Below are 19922 nucleotides of genomic sequence, written 5' to 3'. Positions count from 1 at the left end.
TAGTCTTGCTGAAACGTTAATGCTTGATTTTTTAACCAGATTAAAGGAGGTTTGAATGACCCACATTATCGTTGCAACGCACGGTAAGTTTTCAGAAGAAATCGTCAATTCCGCCGCAATGGTGTTTGGTGAAGATGAAAACTGCCATGTGGTTACTTTTCTGCCCGGTGAAGGCGGTGAGCACTTGGTGGAAAAATACAACGCCATTATCGCGACCTTGCCGGAAAACGAGCCGATACTCTTTTTAGTCGACTTATTCGGCGGCAGCCCGTATAACGCAGCGGCACGAGTGGCAACAGGGCGCGAAAATACGGATATTGTGACCGGCATCAGTTTGCCGATGTTGTTGGAAGTATTAGATGCAAAAGACAGCGCAAGCCTAGCAGAACTGGTAGAAACCGCCAAAGAAGTGGGCGTTGCAGCAGTAAAATCCTTCCGCCAACCAAAAGAAGAAGCCTCCCCATCCCCCTCAACACAAGCCTTAGCCAAACCGGCAGAACCTGAAAAAACACCGGAAAAAACGACCGCACTTACCGGCAACATGAATATCACCTTGTTACGTATCGACAGCCGTTTAATTCACGGTCAAGTGGCGACCTCTTGGGCAAAAGCCGTGAAATGCGAAGCCATTTTTGCCGTTAACGATGATGTGGCAAACGATCCGCTCCGCCGAGACTTGTTACTCCAAGTCGCTCCGCCTCATTTGAAAGCCTATGTCATTCCGGTAGAAAAAGCCATTAAGGTGTATCACAACCCGAAATATGCAGGCAAAAATATTCTGTGGCTAGTGACCAATCCGTCAGACATCGTGCGATTAATTGATGGCGGCGTGAGAATCGACAAGGTTAACGTAGGCGGTATGACTTATCGCGAAGGCAATAAATTGCTTTCCCAAGCCGTTGCCGTTGATCCAACCGATGTAGAAGCATTCAAACAACTTTTAGATAAAGGCGTGGAATTAAGCTTGCAACAAGTGGCTGCCAATCCGAAAGTGATGCTGACTCACAAAGAACTTGATGCCGTTAAATTTTAATTAGAGGACTCTTTACCATGACAACAATGGAAATTATTTTAGTCACGCTGGTTGCCGCCATTTGCGGTATGGGAAGCGTGTTAGACGAACGTCAAACCCATCGTCCGTTAGTCGCCTGTACCCTTATCGGATTGGTACTCGGTGATTTAGAAACCGGGATTATCGTGGGTGGTACCTTGGAATTAGTCGCCCTCGGTTGGATGAACGTGGGTGCAGCAATGGCACCGGATGCTGCGCTTGCCAGCGTAATCGCCGCAATCTTGGTGATCAAAGGCGGTCAAGACAAAGGCAGCGCCTTAGCCATCGCCATTCCTGTTGCTGCGGCCGGTCAGGTATTAACGATTTTCGTGCGTACCCTCACCATCTTCTTGCAACACAAAGCCGATGATTATGCGGCACAAGCCAATTTCCGCGGCATTGAATTCTGTCACTTTGCCGGTCTTTCCTTGCAAGCCTTACGAGTTGCCATTCCAACTTTCTTCGTCGCACTTGTAGCCGGTACAGACACTGTGACTCACGCCTTGAACTCCATTCCGGAAGTGGTCACTCGCGGGTTACAAATCGCCGGTGGCTTTATCGTGGTCGTGGGTTACGCCATGGTGATCAACATGATGCGTGCCGGTGCGTTAATGCCGTTCTTCTTCCTTGGTTTCGTGATTGCCTCCTTCTCCGGCTATAACTTAGTAGGCTTGGGTATGTTAGGCACCTGCTTAGCCATCGTTTACATTCAATTAAACCCTCGCTTTAACCAAGCACCCTTGCCACAAACCGGCAGCAAACGCAAATTGGCTGATGATGAACTTGAAGGACTATAAGGAATACGATCATGACTGAACAAACTAAATTAGCATTAACGAAAAAAGATATTCGCAGCACTTATTGGCGTTCCACCTTCCTTTTAGGTTCATTTAACTTTGAACGGATGCAAGCCATGGGGTTCTGCGTTTCCATGATTCCAACCATTAAACGCCTCTACAGCAAAAAAGAAGATCAAGCGGCCGCCTTAAAACGCCACTTGGAATTCTTCAACACCCAGCCTTGGGTGGCGTCTCCGATCATTGGCGTAACTGCCGCAATGGAACAAGAACGTGCCAACGGTGCCAAAGACATTGACGACTCAGCCATCAGCGGCGTGAAAGTGGGTCTCATGGGGCCGCTTGCCGGTGTGGGCGACCCGATTTTCTGGGGAACGCTACGTCCGGTGCTTGCAGCACTTGGTGCCGGTTTAGCCATTACCGGTAGCCTACTAGGACCTCTACTATTCTTCATCGGTATTAACCTTTGCCGTGCCTTAACCCGTTGGTATGGTTTCAAATACGGCTACGAAAAAGGGACAGAAATCGTTAACGACATGGGTGGCGGTCGCTTACAAAAATTGACGCAGGGGGCGTCTATCCTCGGTCTCTTTGTGATGGGCTCGCTAGTGTCAAAATGGACCAGCATCAACATTCCGTTAGAATTGTCACGCTATAAAAACCAAATGGGTGAAGAAGTGGTCACGACCGTGCAAAGCGTATTAAACGATTTGCTCCCGGGCTTGGCAGCACTACTACTCACCTTCTTGTGTATGTATTTGCTCCGCAAAAAAATCAACGCCATGTATATCATTTTTGCGCTATTCGGCGTGGGTATCCTCGGCTATCATTTTGGTGTGTTAGCATAATTTAACCTCACATAATCATGGCGCGCGTCTTTTGGCGCGTGCCTGTTTTATTTAGACAAAACACGGTTCAATAAGCGGATTTTCAATGAAACTCAAGGATCTCATCAAAGCACCACCTGCCGAAGGCTACATCAAAAATTCATCGAATTTAGTGACCGCACTTTTTATTCTCGCCGGCATCCTTTATTACCCCACCAACGGCTACGGCTCCGTCATTGCCTTAGCGGCAGCGCTTATCGTGTTATTCGGGCAAAAGATGCTCATTGGGCAAACCAACAAAGATTTCGCCGACATGCAGTTTGCTGAAAAGCAATTCGCACAAACGCAAAACGCCGATTACGCGCGTTTCATCCAAGCCCGCGCCACACAAATTTTGAACGACAATAAAGTGTTATCGGACAAAGGCAAAAAAGAACTCGCCCGCTTGCTGAAGTTTGCCGAAACCGCTTTGGCACCCTCCTCACCATACAAAGCGGTATTCAGCGACATCGATGGCACACTGCTCAACAGCCAACATCAGATCACACCAAAAACGGAAGAAGCCATTAAGAATGTGCTAAAACAAGGTATTCCGTTTATTCCTGTTTCCGCCCGACCGCCTTATGCCATCACGCTTTACACAGAACAGCTCGGCGCACAACATGGCATGATTTGTTACAGTGGGGCATTAATTTTAGATAAAAATCTGACCGCACTTTATAGCGTAACTTTAGAACCGCAGGACTTACAAAAACTCAATGAGCTTTTAGCCAACTTTATGCCTCTTTCCATTAGCTACTACGCCGGTTTGGATTGGTTTTGCAATGATGTGAACAATAATTGGATCAAGCAAGAAAGCGAAATTACGGGCTTAAGCGCCAAGTTGCTGCAAGGCAACCTCACGGAAGTACACAAAATATTAGTCATGGGCAGTGCTGAAGAAATCCAAAGGGTGGAACCCGTGCTGAAACAAGCTCTGCCACACTTAAGCATTCACCGCTCTAAAGACGAATATTTGGAAATCATGAACCCTGCTGCGACCAAAGCGAAAGCCATTCAATTTATGACGCAACATTTGGGCATCAATGCCGAGCAAGTTATCGCTTTCGGAGACAATTTTAACGACTTGGATATGTTGCAATACGCCGGCCTTAGCATCGCCATGGGCAACGCCCCCGATGCCATAAAACAAGTGGCAAAAGAAGTCACCGCCACGAATAACGAAGACGGCATTGCGCTGGTATTGAATCGGGTGTTTGGGAAGTAAACCTAATTAAAATTCAGCGTAAAAAAGGCCGCACTTTTAAGTTTAAAGTGCGGTCGTTTTTTGAGTGAATTTCACTTTCCTTAGAAAAAAGTAATAAAGTGGCATTTTCTCATTAGAAAAAGTATTTTGTATGGTTGCCATGAGTATTTTCTATAGTGGATTACAATGAGTTGGATTGAGTAGTAATGTGTGTTTATATGGGTTCAATACTATAAAAAGGAAAAGCTATGAAAACAAATATGCAAGGGTATGTTTATATACTAGTTTCTAGGAATTGTGAATGTATCAAAATCGGAGGAAGCGATTATCCTCCATTAAAAAGAATTAAAGAGATTAATATTACTGAGCCCTACAAAAGTTTAGGAAAATGGGAGTTAGCTGATTTTAGGCAAGTAACTAACTGGAGAAAGGTAGAATATCAGCTACATTATATGTTTCGTAGTAAATTAAACCGGCAACAAAAAAATCAGAAAGAATTGTTTTATCTATCAATTAAAGAAGCATCGGATGCTTTAAACAAAGTGGATGAAAGTCTAATTATTAATAAACCTAAGGTAGATAGAATGTTCAATGACAAACAATTATTTAATTATTTACAACAACTTTTTATTTTTTCAGGATTAACTCATTGGCTTGAATATCAGGGAATTTGGACGTTTGTATTATTTCCATCAACTTCGGGAGGTCGGTACTTCACTTTAAGTATAGGAGCTCACGAAGTTGCATTCAGTACATTAAACAAACAAGACAATCTAAGCGAACACATGATTTTAGTGGATAGATTAATCCTTGATTTTCCAAATGTAGTTTATTGGATTAAACAGCATGAAGGGAAATTCTTAGAAAATGATTATAAAACTTCTCTACCTAGAGCTATATCCTTATATTTTAAAGGAGACTTTCAAGATACATTAGAATTTTTACAGTTACCAGGAGTACGACGTGCATTAATTGCATACTGGCATGAAGCATTATTTGAATTAAAAGATTTAAATAAAAAAAGCAGTTATGCACGATTTCATAATTACAACGCAATCATTAAACTATATCAGTCCATTAATAAAATATAACCTTACCCGCTCTTGCAGCACCCTTATCTTCTTGAGCTTACCTAAAAACTCACCGCATCTTCCCCAAAAGTGCGGTCTTTTTTTCTAACGTTTTTACGGTGACAATCTCACCCTTTTAAAGGGTTTCGTTGGAAGGCCAAGCATTGACCACGGCTTTCACGAGGGTTGCCAGTGGAATAGCAAAAAAGACGCCCCAGAATCCCCATAAACCGCCAAAAATCAACACGGCGATGATGATAATTAATGGATGAAGGTTGACGACTTCGGAAAATAAAAACGGCACGAGGAGATTTCCGTCTAATAATTGGGAAACAACAAAAGCAATCAGGATATACCAGAATGTGTGAGTGTCGCCGAATTGGAAAATCGCGACCAACACGACCGGAATGGTGACCAATACTGCCCCAATGTAAGGCACCAAGACGGAAAACCCAACCGCCACTGCCAATAGCAACGGATAATTCAAACCGAAAGTTAAGAAGATGGCGTAAGTGACAGCGGTAACCACTAAAATTTCTACCAATTTACCGCGAATATAATTGGCAATTTGCTGTTGCATTTCCACCCAAACTTTTGAAGCAAGTGTACGATTACGCGGCAGAAAACGGCTGACGCCATCAATCAGCTGACGTTTATCTTTAAGTAGGAAAAACACCATTAACGGTACTAAGAAAGCATAAATCCCAAGCGTCACCAAGTTCATGATAGATGCCAGAGAGAGTTTTAATGCCGATTCACCCAAACTGAGAATTTTCTCTTTTACCGTACCGAAAATAGATTCCACGGTTTGCGCATCAATCAGTTCCGGATAGCGTTCCGGCAAAGATAAAAGCCATTCATTAAAGCGATTAAACATGTGAGGTAAATCGCTTAATAAATTCGCTAACTGTGCCCATAAATTCGGAATCAAAATTAATACAACGACAAAAACTAAGCCGATAAAACTCCCCAGCGCTAAAGTCACAGCCAATAACCGAGGACACTTCAATTTTTCATTTAATAAGCGTACCGGCCATTCCAATAAATAGGCCAACACAATCGCTACCAACAACGGCGCAATAAGGTCGCTGAAAAAATAAATGGACACGAAACCGAACAGCAAAATCGCCGCCAATCCCATGGCTTGCGGATCGGTGAAGCGTCGGTTATACCAACTTTTAAACATTTCAATCATGTTTGATTCCTCTATAAAACCTGCCTGATTATAAGGTAAAATCTATGCAAATCACACATTAAGCAGAAGGAATTTCTATGTCGATTACTATCTACCACAACCCTCGTTGTTCCAAAAGCCGTGAAACATTAGCCTTGTTGGAAAGCCATCATATTCAACCGACCATCGAACTGTATTTACAACACAACTACGATGTTGAAACGCTACAAAGCATTGCAGATAAATTGGGCATTACAGATATTCGCCAAATGATGCGAACCAAGGATGAGTTGTATAAAACATTGGGTTTGGACAACCCAAGTCTGACAGCACTGGATTTACTTAACGCCATTGCACAACATTCTGAATTATTGGAACGCCCGATTGTGGTAAACGGCAATAAAGCGAAAATCGGACGCCCACCGGAAAGCGTATTAGCGATTTTATAAAAATCGCCGTTAAAAATTCGTTGGATTTTGTGACCGCACTTTATGGTGTAAGCAAACAAAAATAAACCCGATTCTATGTCGGGTTTATTTTTTATTGGTTAATCTTTCGCAAGCCCTAAATTGCCGATTTTAATCCCTAAATGCCCTAATGCCACCGGAGAGATTTGCTCGCTTAAATAAATGAATAATTCATCCAAATCGGTGAAGTCTTTTTTGATTTTAATTTGATCTTCTACTTTGCGGGTAAAGGTATAGTTTGTTTCATTGCCGTTGATGTGTGCTTCTAAGGTCACATAAATGGTCTCAAAAAAGTGGCTTTTCGCGCCTTCTTCGCCCGGATCGCTGATTCTGACGTTCCATGTGTTGTTAAATAAAATTTCTGTTTTCACTGTCATAATAACCTCATTCATATCAATACATTACATAAACTTTACGAGTAGAAAAAAGCCCGATAATAAAATCTCTTATCATAGAAATCTTATTATCGGGCTTTTCGTAATAGCGATTTGCGTGTTTCGCTTGACGTTGATAGCTGCCTTTGCCTTTCTTATTTCGTTCAACGCGTTGGCGAAAGAGTTTATCGTGTAATAACGCTTGAATTGCATTCTCTTTAATCACACCGCGCTGATGCTGATAGGTCATCGTTCCTTGCGAATTTTGAGGCGGTGTCTGCAAGGCATGTTTTTGTTTTGCCATGATTTTTTCCTCTTATAAATAAAAATAGAATGTGTTTTTTAAGGGCTAAAAAACGGCACACATTATAGCGGATTCCGCTGAAATGAAAAGTCATTGCACGGAAAGCAAAACGTGAAAACCCAATTTTTATTGGCATTTCACTGTCGCCTTTTTGTACAAAAAAAGGTAGAATTAGCCCCTTTTTTATTACCCTCGATAGACTTTTTGAGAAAATTTATGAGTTCTACCCCAAACATCGGCTTTGTCAGCCTTGGCTGTCCGAAAAATTTAGTGGATTCAGAACGTATTCTGACGGAATTACGTTCCAACGGTTATAACATTATTCCAAGCTATGAAAACGCCGATTTAGTGATCGTGAATACTTGCGGCTTTATTGACAGTGCCGTACAAGAATCTTTGGAAGCCATTGGCGAAGCGTTGGAAGAAAACGGCAAAGTGATTGTGACCGGCTGCCTTGGCGCAAAAGAAGATCAAATTCGCCAAGTTCATCCAAAAGTGTTGGAAATCAGCGGCCCGCACAGTTATGAAACCGTGATGAATCAGGTACAAAAATACGTACCGAAACCGGCCTATAATCCGTATGAAAGCCTGCTGCCGGCGCAAGGTGTGAAACTTACGCCAAAACATTACGCCTATTTAAAAATTTCCGAAGGCTGCGACCATCGTTGCACGTTCTGTATTATCCCATCTATGCGTGGCGATTTAGACAGCCGTCCGATTACTCAAGTTTTGGATGAAGCCAAACGTTTGGTGGATGCCGGCGTAAAAGAGCTGTTAATCGTGTCCCAAGACACGTCCGCTTATGCCTTAGACCAAACCAAAGAAAATCAGAATAAAACCGTCTTCTGGAACGGCATGCCAATTAAAAACAATTTAATCAGCTTATGTCGCCAATTAGGCAATTTGGGCATTTGGGTTCGCTTGCACTATGTTTATCCGTATCCACATGTGGACGAATTGATTCCACTGATGGCGGAAGGCAAGCTGTTGCCTTATTTGGACATTCCATTGCAACACGCCAGCCCGAAAATTCTGAAAGCCATGAAAAGACCCGGCAAAATCGACCGCACTTTAGAGCGCATTAAAGCTTGGCGTGAAATTTGCCCGGAATTAACCTTGCGCTCGACCTTTATCGTTGGTTTCCCGGGGGAAACAGAAGAAGATTTCCAAATGCTGTTGGATTTCTTGAAAGAAGCACAGCTAGACCGCGTGGGCTGTTTCAAATTCAGCCCGGTAGAAGGTGCGCCGGCGACAGATATGCCGGATCAAGTACCGGAAGACGTGAAAGAAGAACGTTATCATCGTTTCATGCAACTCCAACAAGCCATTTCCGCGGCTCGCTTACAACAAAAAATCGGCAAAACATTGAAAGTGATTGTAGATAACATCAACGAAGAAGGCATTATTGGTCGTTCCATGGCGGATGCGCCGGAAATTGACGGCTTGGTGTATGTAGATAATCAAAGCCAAAGTGCGATCAATATTGGAGATGTAATTTCTGTGCATATTACGGATGCTGATGAATACGATTTATGGGGAACCTGTTAATCCCTTCAACAAAAATCCTCGCCATGAGGATTTTTTTATGACTTTTGAGAGAGAAAAAAATGCAACCAATCAAAATCCTTTTCGTCTGTTTAGGCAATATTTGTCGTTCCCCGATGGCGGAATATGTTATGCGGGAAAAAATCAAACAAGCCCATTTGCAGCACAAAATCCTGACTGCCAGCGCCGGCACCTCCGGGTGGCACGACGGCGAAGGCATGCACTGCGGCACGGCCGACATACTGGATCAACATAAAATCGCTTCAAATGATTTTGTCAGCCGTAAAGTGCGGTCAAAAGATTGGGCAGATTTTGATTATCTGATTGCCATGGACAATGAAAATTTACGGGATTTGGAAAAGCTATTTGGACATCATCCGGAAAAACTGTTTCAAATCACCGCACTTTGTCCTGATTTAGGCATCGATCACATTCCGGATCCTTGGTACACCAAGAACTTTCAGCAAACTTATGCCTTGTTAGATCAATGTTGCGATGCCTTGTTAACCAAAATTCGTCAAAAACATCATTTGTGATAGAAATGTTAATTTGATACATGCATTTTGTGATCTCTCGCACGTTTATTTCGCCGTGGATTCGGTAAGATAATTACCAGCATAACTGCCGTTATGCCGTGTAAAATTTATAATGAGGTATTTCCACTATGTTTCCAGAATTTAGAGATCTAATTACCAAACTGAAAGTTGAAGATGCTTACTTTGCAAATTTATTTGATAAACATAATGAACTAGACCAACGTATTAAAAACATCGAATCCAATATTGAATTGGGTACGCACAATGAAGTAGAAATGTTGAAAAAGGAAAAACTACGTTTGAAAGATGCAATGTACGAAGTCTTGAAAAAGGCCAGCGCAAAATAAACGAGCATAAAAACAAAAGACCGCATTAAAGTGCGGTCTTTTTTATGGACATTTTTAGTGTTTGCCGCCACAGCCGCAACCACCGTCATGGTGATGGTCGTGATCATGATGGTGACCATGACCACCGCAGCAACCTTCATGGTGATGATCGTGATCATGATGATGGTGGTGGTGATGATGGCCGCCACAACCGCAACCATGACCTTCTTCATCGCTATCATGGTCGTGGCCGCCACAACAACCGCCTTCTTGGTGTAAATGACCGTGTGCGATTTCTTCCAATGTCGCCTCACGGGTATCCACTACTTCCACGGTGAAATGTAATTCTTGACCGGCTAACATATGGTTACCATCAACAACAACATCTGTATCGCCCACTTCAGTAATCACTACTGGCAATGGACCCATATCCGTATCGGCAATGAAACGCATACCGACTTCTAAATCTTCCACGCCAACAAAAACATCTTTTGGTACACGTTGCACCATATTTTCGTTGTATTCACCGTAACCTTCCTCCGGTTTCACGCGAACTTCAAATTTATCGCCCACAGATTTGCCTTCCAAAGCATTTTCTAAACCCACAACAAGGTTATTATGACCTTGTAAATATTGTAACGGTTGATTTACCGGTGCTTCATCTACCAACACACCGTCTTCCGTACGAACTTGATAAGCGATGCTTACCACCACATTTTTTGCAACTTTCATTGTTTACCTCGTTTGTTTTAAAAGAGAATTTCTGCGTCAATCTTAACCGCAGAAAAGCGTTGTCATTTTATAAAAAATCTCATTCGGGAAAAAGGGATTAGTTTAATAAGTAAATTTGTGCACTCACTGAGGCTTTTAATTCCACTTTACCGTTATTATTCAGATTCACTTCATCAGCCACCTCTGAAGAAAAAGATTTCATTTTAGGAACCGATTTCATACCTTCATACAAATACGGTATCTCATTTTTGCTATCCAGATTCAAATTTGCCACTTCATAACCTTTCGCATTCAGGGAAGTTTGGATCAACTGCACTTTATGTTGGAATTGAGCCAAGACGTCTTTAATTATTTCATCTTCAAATTTTGCTGTGGCTTCTTTAGATAGCTTATGAACCACATCGGCAATCGCAAAAGTATCATTTAAGTCAGAAATCACTTGAGATAGCGCCACAAAATCCTTGCTCTCCAACACTAAATCGGCACGCTCAATCCATCCAGATTGCTTACCTTTGCTATCATAACGTACCTGTGTGCTACGTGTATTTTTCTTAATTTCCACCGCACTTTGTTTTTTAATCACCTCTAGCGCGGCATTCGCTTTCTGATTAATAGTTTGGTTTAATTCTTTTAAATTTTTATTTTCATCTTTGATGAAAAGCGTCACTTCCATGACATCATAATCCACTTCTTTAGTCACTTCCGTACTAAAAGAAATCACCGTTTTTTCCAGATCATCAGTGGGTTTTGTTTCCGCATTGGCAGTCAAGGCCATACTTAAAGGCAAAAGCAATAAAGCGAAATGTTTTAATTTCATAAGTGTCTCCTACAGATAAAAGTGCGGTCGATTTTCAGATCGTTTTTTAATGCTTAACGAACGCTTCTTCGTCATCATCTAACTCATCTTCATCATCAAAAAACTCGCCGTCATCGCCGTATTCATCGTCATCTGCATCGGGATCTTCAAAATAGGTACCCCAACCATCATAATTGCCTTTATACTTTTCCAACAATGGCAATAATTCTTTTTGTTGCGCATCAATAATTTCCGGTTTCAATTCCACTTCGCTGATGATGTCACAGCAGAAAATCGCCTTGCCATTTTCCTCTTCAAACTCTTCCGCTTCAGACACTTCATACCCTGCTTTAAACGCCTCCATGGCAATTTTCTCGAGCAGATCAAAATTATGATGAGAAATGTGGTGTTCAATAATATAAAGCGCATCCGGATCACTACCATCATTTAATAAATCAGTGATGATCTCGCGGGTTTCGTTTTGTAATTCAATTAAATCGCTCATAATTTTTCCTTACTGAAAAATAAGAAGAATGGAATAGAAAAGGGAATAAAGAAAAATCTTCTCACAAGGAGAAGATTTTATCTAATAAAAATTATTTTTTAAGTAAATCGCGGATTTCAGTCAATAATTTTTCTTCAGCGCTAGGTTCTTTGACTGCTTCGACTGGTTTCTTCAATTTGTTCAATGCTTTAATCATCATAAAAATTGCAAACGCAATGATGATAAAATCAAATACATTTTGAATAAAGACACCATAATTTAATGTCACCGCCGGAATATCGCCAGCCGCTTCTGCTAAGGTGAGTTTAAGGTCTTTAAAATCAATCCCACCGGTTAAAATACCTAATACCGGCATAAAAATATCTGCCACTAATGAACTGACGATTTTGCCGAATGCACCACCGATGATCACACCGACTGCCATATCAACAACATTGCCACGCATGGCAAATTCACGAAATTCTTTAATAAAACTCATAAACGCTCTCCTAAGATAAATCAAAATATCAACGGCAAAATATTTTCCGATTGGTTAAAAAAGGCGCACATTATAGTGAGTTTGCGCAGAAATAACAATTTTTATTCAAATAAAAAATGCGGTTGGCTGGAATAGCTTCTCGACATCGGAAATATATTTTTTCTCGCTTAAATACACCACAACATGATCGCCTGCTTGAATAACGGTTCTTGAATCCCCAATCAACACGTCATTGCCTCGTAAGATCGCACCAATCACCGCGCCCGTAGGCATTTTTAATTCATTAACCATGCGACCAATAACATGAGAGCTACTTTCTTCACCATGAATAATGATTTCAAGCACTTCCGCCAGTCCGTGTCGCAAAGAAACAACATTTGCTACATCCCCTTTACGCACATGACCAAGCAACGCAGAAATCGTCGCTTGCTGTGGAGAAATCGCAATATCAATGGTGCCGCCTTGAATCAAATTGATGTACGCAATGCGCTGAATCAACACCATGGCTTTTTTCGCGCCAAGCCGTTTTGCCAATAACGCCGACATAATATTGGCTTCATCATCACTTGAAAGAGAAAGGAATACATCGATATTTTCAATGTGCTCTTCAAACAGCAAAGATTGATCGGACGCATCTCCGTTGAACACCAACGTTTTTGATAATCTTTCCGCAAGGACCGCCGCCCGTTCAGCATTACGCTCAATGAGTTTCACGGTGCAATGGTCTTCTAACAATTTTGCCACGCCGGTAGCAATATTTCCTCCGCCCACAATCATTACGCGCTTATAGGGTTTTTCGAGGCGTTGTAGCTCACTCATCACCGCTTTAATATGCACGGTGGCACAAATAAACGTAATTTCATCGCCGGCTTCAATGATTGTTGACCCCTGTGGACGAATCACTTTATCTTGGCGCAAAATCGACACAATGCGGCAATCAATATGCGGCAAATGTTCTTTCAGCGTGGAAATAGAATAACCAACCAACGGCCCACCGTAATAGGCTTTCACCACAACCAAACTGATCTTATCTTTCGCTAAATGCGCCACTTGTAATGCGCCGGGATAGCTAATTAAACGAACAATATCCTGCGTCACCAAATTTTCCGGGGAAATAATGTGATCAATAGGAAACGCCTCGTCAGAAAATAATTTCTCTTTCTCCTTCAAATATTCACTATTACGAATACGGGCAATTTTGGTTGGCGTATTAAACAAGGTATACGCAATTTGGCAGGCAACCATGTTAATTTCATCGGAACTGGTCACTGCAATTAATAAATCCGCATCAGGCGCACCGGCATCACGCAACATCTTTGGTGAAGAGGCTAACCCTTGCATCACCCGCAAATCGTGTTTATCGCGTAAATGCTCCAAACGCAAGGATTCATCGTCAACCAAGGTAATATCATTGTCTTCACTGACCAAATTGGCTGCCAAGGTAGAACCGACTTGCCCTGCGCCTAAAATAATTATCTTCATTTGATTCTCTCCATGGCTAACATTAGCCCTGACGTTTCACCAATTTCGCGTAATAAAAACCGTCGCCACCGTTTATCTGTGGAATAAACTGAAAACCGACCGCACTTTGATTACACGCAAGCACATCAGGCGGTAAATCCAACGGGAGCAATTGCGCATCAGGTGTATTTTGCAAAAAGCGCTCAATTTGCTGACTATTTTCTTCCGCAAGCACAGAACAAGTGGCATACAACAATATCCCGTTCGGTTTTAAATAATGCCACAGGGTGTCTAAAATCTGCCTTTGCAAGGTAACCAACTGATCGATATCGATCTCTTGACGCAGCCATTTAATATCCGGGTGACGGCGAATTACCCCAGTGGCGGAACAAGGCGCATCTAATAAAATGCGATCAAAACGCACCGCACTTTTGCCCAATTTGTCTAGCCATGCTTGTGGATTCGCCGCGTCGCCACACACGACAGTCGCCTGCTGTTGCATCCGTGCTAAATTTTCTTTCACGCGCTGCAAACGATTTTCTTCCACATCCAATGCCATCACATCAGCCTGCGGCGCCAGTTCTAAAATATGGGTGGTTTTGCCACCCGGTGCTGCACAGGCATCTAAAATCACCTCATGATTTTGTGGCTGTAATAATAACGCCGCCCATTGCGCATGAAGATCTTGGACTGTCACACCACCTTCGGCAAACAACGGTAAATTTTGCACGGCGGTCGGCTGAGTTAACCCCAGCGCCTGCGGATGAGACGTCACCTGCGTTTCCATTTGCTGTGTCGCTAATAAAGTGCGGTAAGTTTCCAAGCTGTTTTTTTGCGTATTCACCCGCAACCACATTGGTGGCTTTTGATTATTGGCTTCAATGATCTCGCGCCAGTTCGGATAAACCTTTTTCAGTTTATTCACAAACCAATCAGGATGCAGCGTTTGCCAATGTTTATCCACAATCGCAAGAATATCATCTTGTTCGCGCAAAAATCGACGCAGTACCCCATTCACCAAACCACGAAAACTGTCGGATTTTAAAGATTTCGTCGCATTCACCACTTCATCTACCGCAGCATGCGCAGGGATTCGCATATAAAGCAGCTGATATAAACCGACCAATAGCAAACAATGCACAATGCGCGTTTTGCCTTTAAGTGGTTTATCCACAAGGCGTTTGATAATTTGTTCCAAACGAGGCAGTACGCGACATACACCAAAACAGATTTCTTGCAATAACGGCAAATCTTGCGCTTTCACCGAGGATTGTGCTTCCGGTATCAACGTGGACAAGGATTTACCTTCATCCAACACTTGCAAAATCACTTTCGCCGCCATCGCACGCGTAGAAAGTGCGGTTGTTTTTGGCGGCTTTTTTGTAGATGAGTATTGTTTTTCCATTAGGCCAGCACCTTACCCACTTGGAACCAATCGGCACGTCCGTTTAATAAATCCTGCGCCGACATCGGTTTCTTACCCGCCGGTTGTAATTGCAATAAATTCAGTACGCCATCCGCTGTCGCGATTTGGATACCCTGTTTATCAGCGGCTAAAATCGTCCCCGGTGTTTTATTCACATGGGGCAACACGGTTGCTTGATACACTTTCAGCGTTTGCGGATGATTCTGTCCATCCATTAATTCCAAATAAACCATCGGCCAAGGATTAAATGCGCGAATGTTGCGTTCCAACTGCGCTGCCGATAGCTGCCAATTTAACTTGGCTTCTTCTTTGGAAAGTTTGTCGGCATAATTGCTTTGGGTGTCATCTTGTTTTTCCGCGGTGAATCTACCGGTTCCTAAATTATCCAATACATCAATTAACGCCGACGGCGCAAGCTCTGCCAGTTTGTGATAAAGGCTTGTGGACGTTTCTGTCGGCAAAATATCACAATACACTTTGTGCAGCATATCGCCCGTGTCCAAACCGGCATCCATTTGCATAATCGTGACGCCGGTCTGTGTATCGCCTGCCCAAATTGATCGTTGAATCGGTGCAGCACCACGCCAACGCGGCAACAAAGAACCGTGCACATTTAAACAACCATAGGTTGGTGCATCTAAGACGGCTTGAGGTAAAATCAAACCATAAGCCACCACAACCATCACATCCGCATTCAGTGCGCTCAATTCTAATTGCGCTTCCGGCTTCCGTAAGGATTTTGGTTGATAGACAGGAATCTGATGTTGCTCGGCTAACTGTTTCACAGGGCTGGCTTGCAATTTTTTACCACGCCCGGCAGGTTTATCCGGCTGGGTGTAAACAGCAATAACGTTATGGGAAGAATTGAGTAAAGCTTGTAAATGCTGTGCAGCAAAGTCCGGCGTGCCGGCAAAGATAATATTGAGTGGTTTCATAATGTTCTACGTCATAGATAAATAAAAGTGCGGCTAAAAATTACCGCACTTCTGGAGGATTCACAATTATTTTTGCTTTTCCATTTGTTTTTTCACTTTCATCAGCTTCTCTTTGATGCGTTGACGTTTCAACGGAGAAAGATAATCTACGAAAAGGATGCCGTTAAGATGATCAATCTCATGCTGGATACAAATGGCCAGTAAACCATCGGCTTTTAAGGTAAATTCTTTACCATCACGATCCAAAGCTTTGACGGTGACTTTTTCTTTACGAGGCACTAAAGCGCGAAATCCCGGAATAGATAAACAACCTTCTTCAATACCGGTCTCACCTTCGGAATCCAAAATTTCAGGGTTAATCAATACCAATTGATTTTGTTTGTCACCTTCAATGTCGATAGTAATAATACGCTGTAAAATATCGACCTGAGGCGCGGCTAAACCAATGCCTTCTTCTTGATACATAGTGTCAAACATATCATCAATAATTTTGCGGGTATCATCATTCACATCCAACACAGGATCGCAAACAACTTTCAGATGTTCTTCTGGGTAAATAAGTACGTTTAAAACTGTCATAATTTCTCTTAGAATTTAAAATAAGTGCGTTATTGTAGCCTTTTTCTCATAAAATTCCTATGCTGTAAAAAGCAAAAACCCCCGATGCTCTCACATCAGGGGTTCCTATCAGGCTTGGCGGTGACCTACTCTCACATGGGGATGCCCCACACTACCATCGGCATTACGGCGTTTCACTTCTGAGTTCGGTATGGAGTCAGGTGGGCCCACCGCACTATCGCCGCCAATATTCTTTATGATTTCTATCTTATCTTATTCGCGTCTTCTTAATCTAAAAACAAGCCTTCTCTCAACTCTCTTCTACGTCCACTCTCTTAACTGCTACTCTACTTCGCTCCATGCTCCAGGTCTCCCCAAAAACACTTGAGCGTTGTATGGCTAAGCCTCTCGGGCAATTAGTATGCGTTAGCTCAATGTATCACTACACTTACACACCGCACCTATCTACGTCTTAGTCTTAAACAACCCTTACTGTCTTAAAGACAGGGAGAACTCATCTCTTGGCAAGTTTCGTGCTTAGATGCTTTCAGCACTTATCTCTTCCGCATGTAGCTACCCAGCAATGCCTCTGGCGAGACAACTGGAACACCAGTGATGCGTCCACTCCGGTCCTCTCGTACTAGGAGCAGCCCCAATCAATTCTCCAACGCCCACGGCAGATAGGGACCGAACTGTCTCACGACGTTCTAAACCCAGCTCGCGTACCACTTTAAATGGCGAACAGCCATACCCTTGGGACCTACTTCAGCCCCAGGATGTGATGAGCCGACATCGAGGTGCCAAACACCGCCGTCGATATGAACTCTTGGGCGGTATCAGCCTGTTATCCCCGGAGTACCTTTTATCCGTTGAGCGATGGCCCTTCCATACAGAACCACCGGATCACTATGACCTACTTTCGTACCTGCTCGACTTGTCTGTCTCGCAGTTAAGCTTGCTTATACCATTGCACTAACCTCACGATGTCCGACCGTGATTAGCAAACCTTCGTGCTCCTCCGTTACTCTTTGGGAGGAGACCGCCCCAGTCAAACTACCCACCAGACACTGTCCGAGACCACGTTTCGTCATCTTCGTTAGAACATCAAACGTTAAAGGGTGGTATTTCAAGGACGACTCCATAATCACTGGCGTGACTACTTCAAAGTCTCCCACCTATCCTACACATCAAAATTCAATGTTCAGTGTCAAGCTATAGTAAAGGTTCACGGGGTCTTTCCGTCTAGCCGCGGGTACACCGCATCTTCACGGCGATTTCAATTTCACTGAGTCTCGGGTGGAGACAGCCTGGCCATCATTATGCCATTCGTGCAGGTCGGAACTTACCCGACAAGGAATTTCGCTACCTTAGGACCGTTATAGTTACGGCCGCCGTTTACTGGGGCTTCGATCAGGAGCTTCTCTTTCGATTACACCATCAATTAACCTTCCAGCACCGGGCAGGCATCACACCCTATACGTCCACTTTCGTGTTTGCAGAGTGCTGTGTTTTTAATAAACAGTTGCAGCCAGCTGGTATCTTCGACCGGTTCAACCTTCAGGGGTAAACCCTTACAATCTACGCCGGCGCACCTTCTCCCGAAGTTACGGTGCTATTTTGCCTAGTTCCTTCACCCGAGTTCTCTCAAGCGCCTGAGTATTCTCTACCTGACCACCTGTGTCGGTTTTCAGTACGGTTTAGATAAACCTGAAGCTTAGTGGCTTTTCCTGGAAGTGTGGTATCAGTTACTTCAGCTCCGTAGAGCCTCGTCATCATCTCTCAGTGTTAAGGAAGTCCGGATTTGCCTAAACTCCCCACCTACGAACTTAAACGACCATATCCAACAGGTCGCTAACCTAACCTACTCCGTCCCCACATCGCAGTTTATCCAAGTACGGGAATATTAACCCGTTTCCCATCGACTACGCTTTTCAGCCTCGCCTTAGGGGCCGACTCACCCTGCCCCGATTAACGTTGGACAGGAACCCTTGGTCTTCCGGCGAACGGGTTTTTCACCCGTTTTATCGTTACTTATGTCAGCATTCGCACTTGTGATACGTCCAGCCCACCTCTCGATGAACCTTCATCCGCTTACACAACGCTCCCCTACCCAACAGACTTACGTCTGATGCCGCAGCTTCGGTGCTATATTTGAGCCCCGTTACATCTTCCGCGCAGGCCGACTCGACTAGTGAGCTATTACGCTTTCTTTAAATGATGGCTGCTTCTAAGCCAACATCCTAGCTGTCTAAGCCTTCCCACTTCGTTTCCCACTTAATATAGACTTTGGGACCTTAGCTGGCGGTCTGGGTTGTTTCCCTCTCCACGACGGACGTTAGCACCCGCCGTGTGTCTCCTGAGTATCACTCTTCGGTATTCGTAGTTTGCATCGGGTTGGTAAGCCGGGATGGCCCCCTAGCCGAAACAGTGCTCTACCCCCGAAGGTGTCCGCTCAAGGCTCTACCTAAATAGATTTCGGGGAGAACCAGCTATCTCCCGGTTTGATTGGCCTTTCACCCCCAGCCACAAGTCATCCGCTAATTTTTCAACATTAGTCGGTTCGGTCCTCCAGTTAGTGTTACCCAACCTTCAACCTGCCCATGGCTAGATCACCGGGTTTCGGGTCTATACCTTGCAACTATTCGCCCAGTTAAGACTCGGTTTCCCTTCGGCTCCCCTATTCGGTTAACCTCGCTACAAAATATAAGTCGCTGACCCATTATACAAAAGGTACGCAGTCACCCTCACGGGCTCCCACTGCTTGTACGTACAAGGTTTCAGGTTCTATTTCACTCCCCTCACCGGGGTTCTTTTCGCCTTTCCTTCACAGTACTGGTTCACTATCGGTCAATCAGGAGTATTTAGCCTTGGAGGATGGTCCCCCCATCTTCAAACAGGATATCACGTGTCCCGCCCTACTTATCGTTAGCTCAGTACCACAAAAGTATTTTCGAGTACGGGATTATCACCCTCTACGATTTGGCTTCCCAGCCAATTCCTCTAATACTTCCGCTATCACTAACAGGCTCCTTCGCTTTCGCTCGCCGCTACTCACAAAATCTCGGTTGATTTCTTTTCCTCGGGGTACTTAGATGTTTCAGTTCTCCCGGTTCGCCTCATTATCCTATGGATTCAGATAATGATAGTGGGTTCTTCACCCACTGGGTTTCCCCATTCGGACATCTTGGATTAAACGCCTCTTATCGACTCATCCAAGCTTTTCGCAGATTAGCACGTCCTTCTTCGCCTCTGATTGCCAAGGCATCCACCTTGTACGCTTTGTCACTTAACCATACAACCTCAAGTATTCTTAT

General features: G+C 43.6%; 20 protein-coding genes and 2 rRNA genes. 9 read left to right on the top strand and 13 right to left on the bottom strand.

Features of this window, described 5'->3' with window-relative positions; translation table 11 throughout:
* Positions 1 to 55 precede the first annotated feature (55 nt).
* The 5 genes from LQ983_RS06560 to LQ983_RS06540 all read left to right on the top strand — a co-directional run bounded on the left by LQ983_RS06560 (position 56) and on the right by LQ983_RS06540 (position 5012).
* Positions 56 to 1033 (top strand): mannose/fructose/sorbose PTS transporter subunit IIB, encoded by a 978-nt coding sequence (locus LQ983_RS06560; protein ID WP_230622083.1) that lies wholly within the window; start codon positions 56 to 58, stop codon positions 1031 to 1033.
* Between the two features lie 17 nt (positions 1034 to 1050).
* Entirely contained in the window at positions 1051 to 1848 is a 798-nt protein-coding gene (locus tag LQ983_RS06555; protein ID WP_230622082.1) for a PTS mannose/fructose/sorbose transporter subunit IIC, read from the top strand.
* 11 nt (positions 1849 to 1859) lie between these two features.
* Entirely contained in the window at positions 1860 to 2696 is an 837-nt protein-coding gene (gene manZ, locus LQ983_RS06550; protein ID WP_230622081.1) for a PTS mannose transporter subunit IID, read from the top strand.
* Positions 2697 to 2781: 85 nt separating this feature from the next.
* Positions 2782 to 3942 (top strand): Cof-type HAD-IIB family hydrolase, encoded by a 1161-nt coding sequence (locus LQ983_RS06545; RefSeq protein ID WP_230622080.1) that lies wholly within the window; start codon positions 2782 to 2784, stop codon positions 3940 to 3942.
* Positions 3943 to 4169: 227 nt separating this feature from the next.
* Positions 4170 to 5012: a GIY-YIG nuclease family protein gene (locus LQ983_RS06540; RefSeq protein WP_230622079.1), complete on the top strand. Its 843-nt coding sequence runs from the start codon at positions 4170 to 4172 to the stop codon at positions 5010 to 5012.
* A 115-nt stretch (positions 5013 to 5127) separates the two neighbouring features.
* Here LQ983_RS06540 and LQ983_RS06535 read toward each other — a convergent pair whose 3' ends face one another.
* Positions 5128 to 6186 (bottom strand): AI-2E family transporter, encoded by a 1059-nt coding sequence (locus LQ983_RS06535; protein WP_230622078.1) that lies wholly within the window; start codon positions 6184 to 6186, stop codon positions 5128 to 5130.
* A gap of 77 nt (positions 6187 to 6263) precedes the next feature.
* Here LQ983_RS06535 and arsC point away from each other — a divergent pair, with 77 nt between their 5' ends.
* Complete coding sequence (gene arsC, locus LQ983_RS06530) at positions 6264 to 6614, top strand: arsenate reductase (glutaredoxin) (RefSeq protein WP_230622077.1); 351 nt, start codon at positions 6264 to 6266, stop codon at positions 6612 to 6614.
* Positions 6615 to 6712: 98 nt separating this feature from the next.
* On the opposite strand, the gene LQ983_RS06525 is transcribed toward arsC, so the two are convergent.
* Both LQ983_RS06525 and LQ983_RS06520 read right to left on the bottom strand, forming a co-directional pair.
* Entirely contained in the window at positions 6713 to 7009 is a 297-nt protein-coding gene (locus tag LQ983_RS06525) for a DUF5377 family protein (protein ID WP_032998003.1), read from the bottom strand.
* A 16-nt stretch (positions 7010 to 7025) separates the two neighbouring features.
* A complete protein-coding gene (locus LQ983_RS06520) occupies positions 7026 to 7310 on the bottom strand; it encodes an alternative ribosome-rescue factor A (protein ID WP_006719506.1) in 285 nt (94 codons plus the stop codon).
* Between the two features lie 216 nt (positions 7311 to 7526).
* On the opposite strand from LQ983_RS06520, the gene rimO reads away from it, so the two are divergent.
* The 3 genes from rimO to LQ983_RS06505 all read left to right on the top strand — a co-directional run bounded on the left by rimO (position 7527) and on the right by LQ983_RS06505 (position 9738).
* Positions 7527 to 8858 (top strand): 30S ribosomal protein S12 methylthiotransferase RimO, encoded by a 1332-nt coding sequence (gene rimO / locus LQ983_RS06515; RefSeq protein WP_230622076.1) that lies wholly within the window; start codon positions 7527 to 7529, stop codon positions 8856 to 8858.
* 59 nt (positions 8859 to 8917) lie between these two features.
* Positions 8918 to 9391: a low molecular weight protein-tyrosine-phosphatase gene (locus tag LQ983_RS06510; protein ID WP_370636645.1), complete on the top strand. Its 474-nt coding sequence runs from the start codon at positions 8918 to 8920 to the stop codon at positions 9389 to 9391.
* Positions 9392 to 9519: 128 nt separating this feature from the next.
* Entirely contained in the window at positions 9520 to 9738 is a 219-nt protein-coding gene (locus tag LQ983_RS06505) for a YdcH family protein (RefSeq protein ID WP_006719509.1), read from the top strand.
* A gap of 54 nt (positions 9739 to 9792) precedes the next feature.
* On the opposite strand, the gene slyD is transcribed toward LQ983_RS06505, so the two are convergent.
* From slyD to LQ983_RS06455, 10 genes are all read right to left on the bottom strand, one after another.
* Entirely contained in the window at positions 9793 to 10449 is a 657-nt protein-coding gene (gene slyD, locus LQ983_RS06500; protein ID WP_230622075.1) for a peptidylprolyl isomerase, read from the bottom strand.
* A gap of 97 nt (positions 10450 to 10546) precedes the next feature.
* Positions 10547 to 11266, bottom strand: a complete 720-nt coding sequence (locus LQ983_RS06495; protein ID WP_230622074.1) for an SIMPL domain-containing protein — start codon at positions 11264 to 11266, stop codon at positions 10547 to 10549.
* 46 nt (positions 11267 to 11312) lie between these two features.
* Positions 11313 to 11750, bottom strand: a complete 438-nt coding sequence (gene rraB, locus LQ983_RS06490; protein ID WP_230622073.1) for a ribonuclease E inhibitor RraB — start codon at positions 11748 to 11750, stop codon at positions 11313 to 11315.
* A 91-nt stretch (positions 11751 to 11841) separates the two neighbouring features.
* A complete protein-coding gene (gene mscL, locus LQ983_RS06485; RefSeq protein ID WP_230622072.1) occupies positions 11842 to 12228 on the bottom strand; it encodes a large-conductance mechanosensitive channel protein MscL in 387 nt (128 codons plus the stop codon).
* A 105-nt stretch (positions 12229 to 12333) separates the two neighbouring features.
* Positions 12334 to 13710 carry a Trk system potassium transporter TrkA gene (trkA, locus tag LQ983_RS06480; protein ID WP_230622071.1) on the bottom strand — a complete coding sequence of 459 codons (1377 nt, stop codon included), beginning with the start codon at positions 13708 to 13710 and terminating at the stop codon, positions 12334 to 12336.
* A 22-nt stretch (positions 13711 to 13732) separates the two neighbouring features.
* Positions 13733 to 15094: a 16S rRNA (cytosine(967)-C(5))-methyltransferase RsmB gene (gene rsmB / locus LQ983_RS06475; protein WP_230622070.1), complete on the bottom strand. Its 1362-nt coding sequence runs from the start codon at positions 15092 to 15094 to the stop codon at positions 13733 to 13735.
* Positions 15094 to 16050, bottom strand: coding sequence for a methionyl-tRNA formyltransferase (gene fmt, locus LQ983_RS06470; RefSeq protein WP_230622069.1), 957 nt, complete (start codon positions 16048 to 16050; stop codon positions 15094 to 15096). Before fmt ends, rsmB begins: the two co-directional genes overlap by 1 nt.
* A gap of 66 nt (positions 16051 to 16116) precedes the next feature.
* Complete coding sequence (def, locus tag LQ983_RS06465) at positions 16117 to 16629, bottom strand: peptide deformylase (RefSeq protein WP_230622068.1); 513 nt, start codon at positions 16627 to 16629, stop codon at positions 16117 to 16119.
* A gap of 112 nt (positions 16630 to 16741) precedes the next feature.
* A 5S ribosomal RNA gene (gene rrf, locus LQ983_RS06460) occupies positions 16742 to 16857 on the bottom strand.
* 146 nt (positions 16858 to 17003) lie between these two features.
* Positions 17004 to 19900, bottom strand: a 23S ribosomal RNA gene (locus tag LQ983_RS06455).
* Positions 19901 to 19922 lie beyond the last annotated feature (22 nt).

The organism is Aggregatibacter sp. Marseille-P9115 (genome assembly GCF_920939465.1).
GTDB lineage: Bacteria > Pseudomonadota > Gammaproteobacteria > Enterobacterales > Pasteurellaceae > Aggregatibacter > Aggregatibacter segnis_B.
This window is presented reverse-complemented; position numbering and strand designations above follow the sequence as displayed.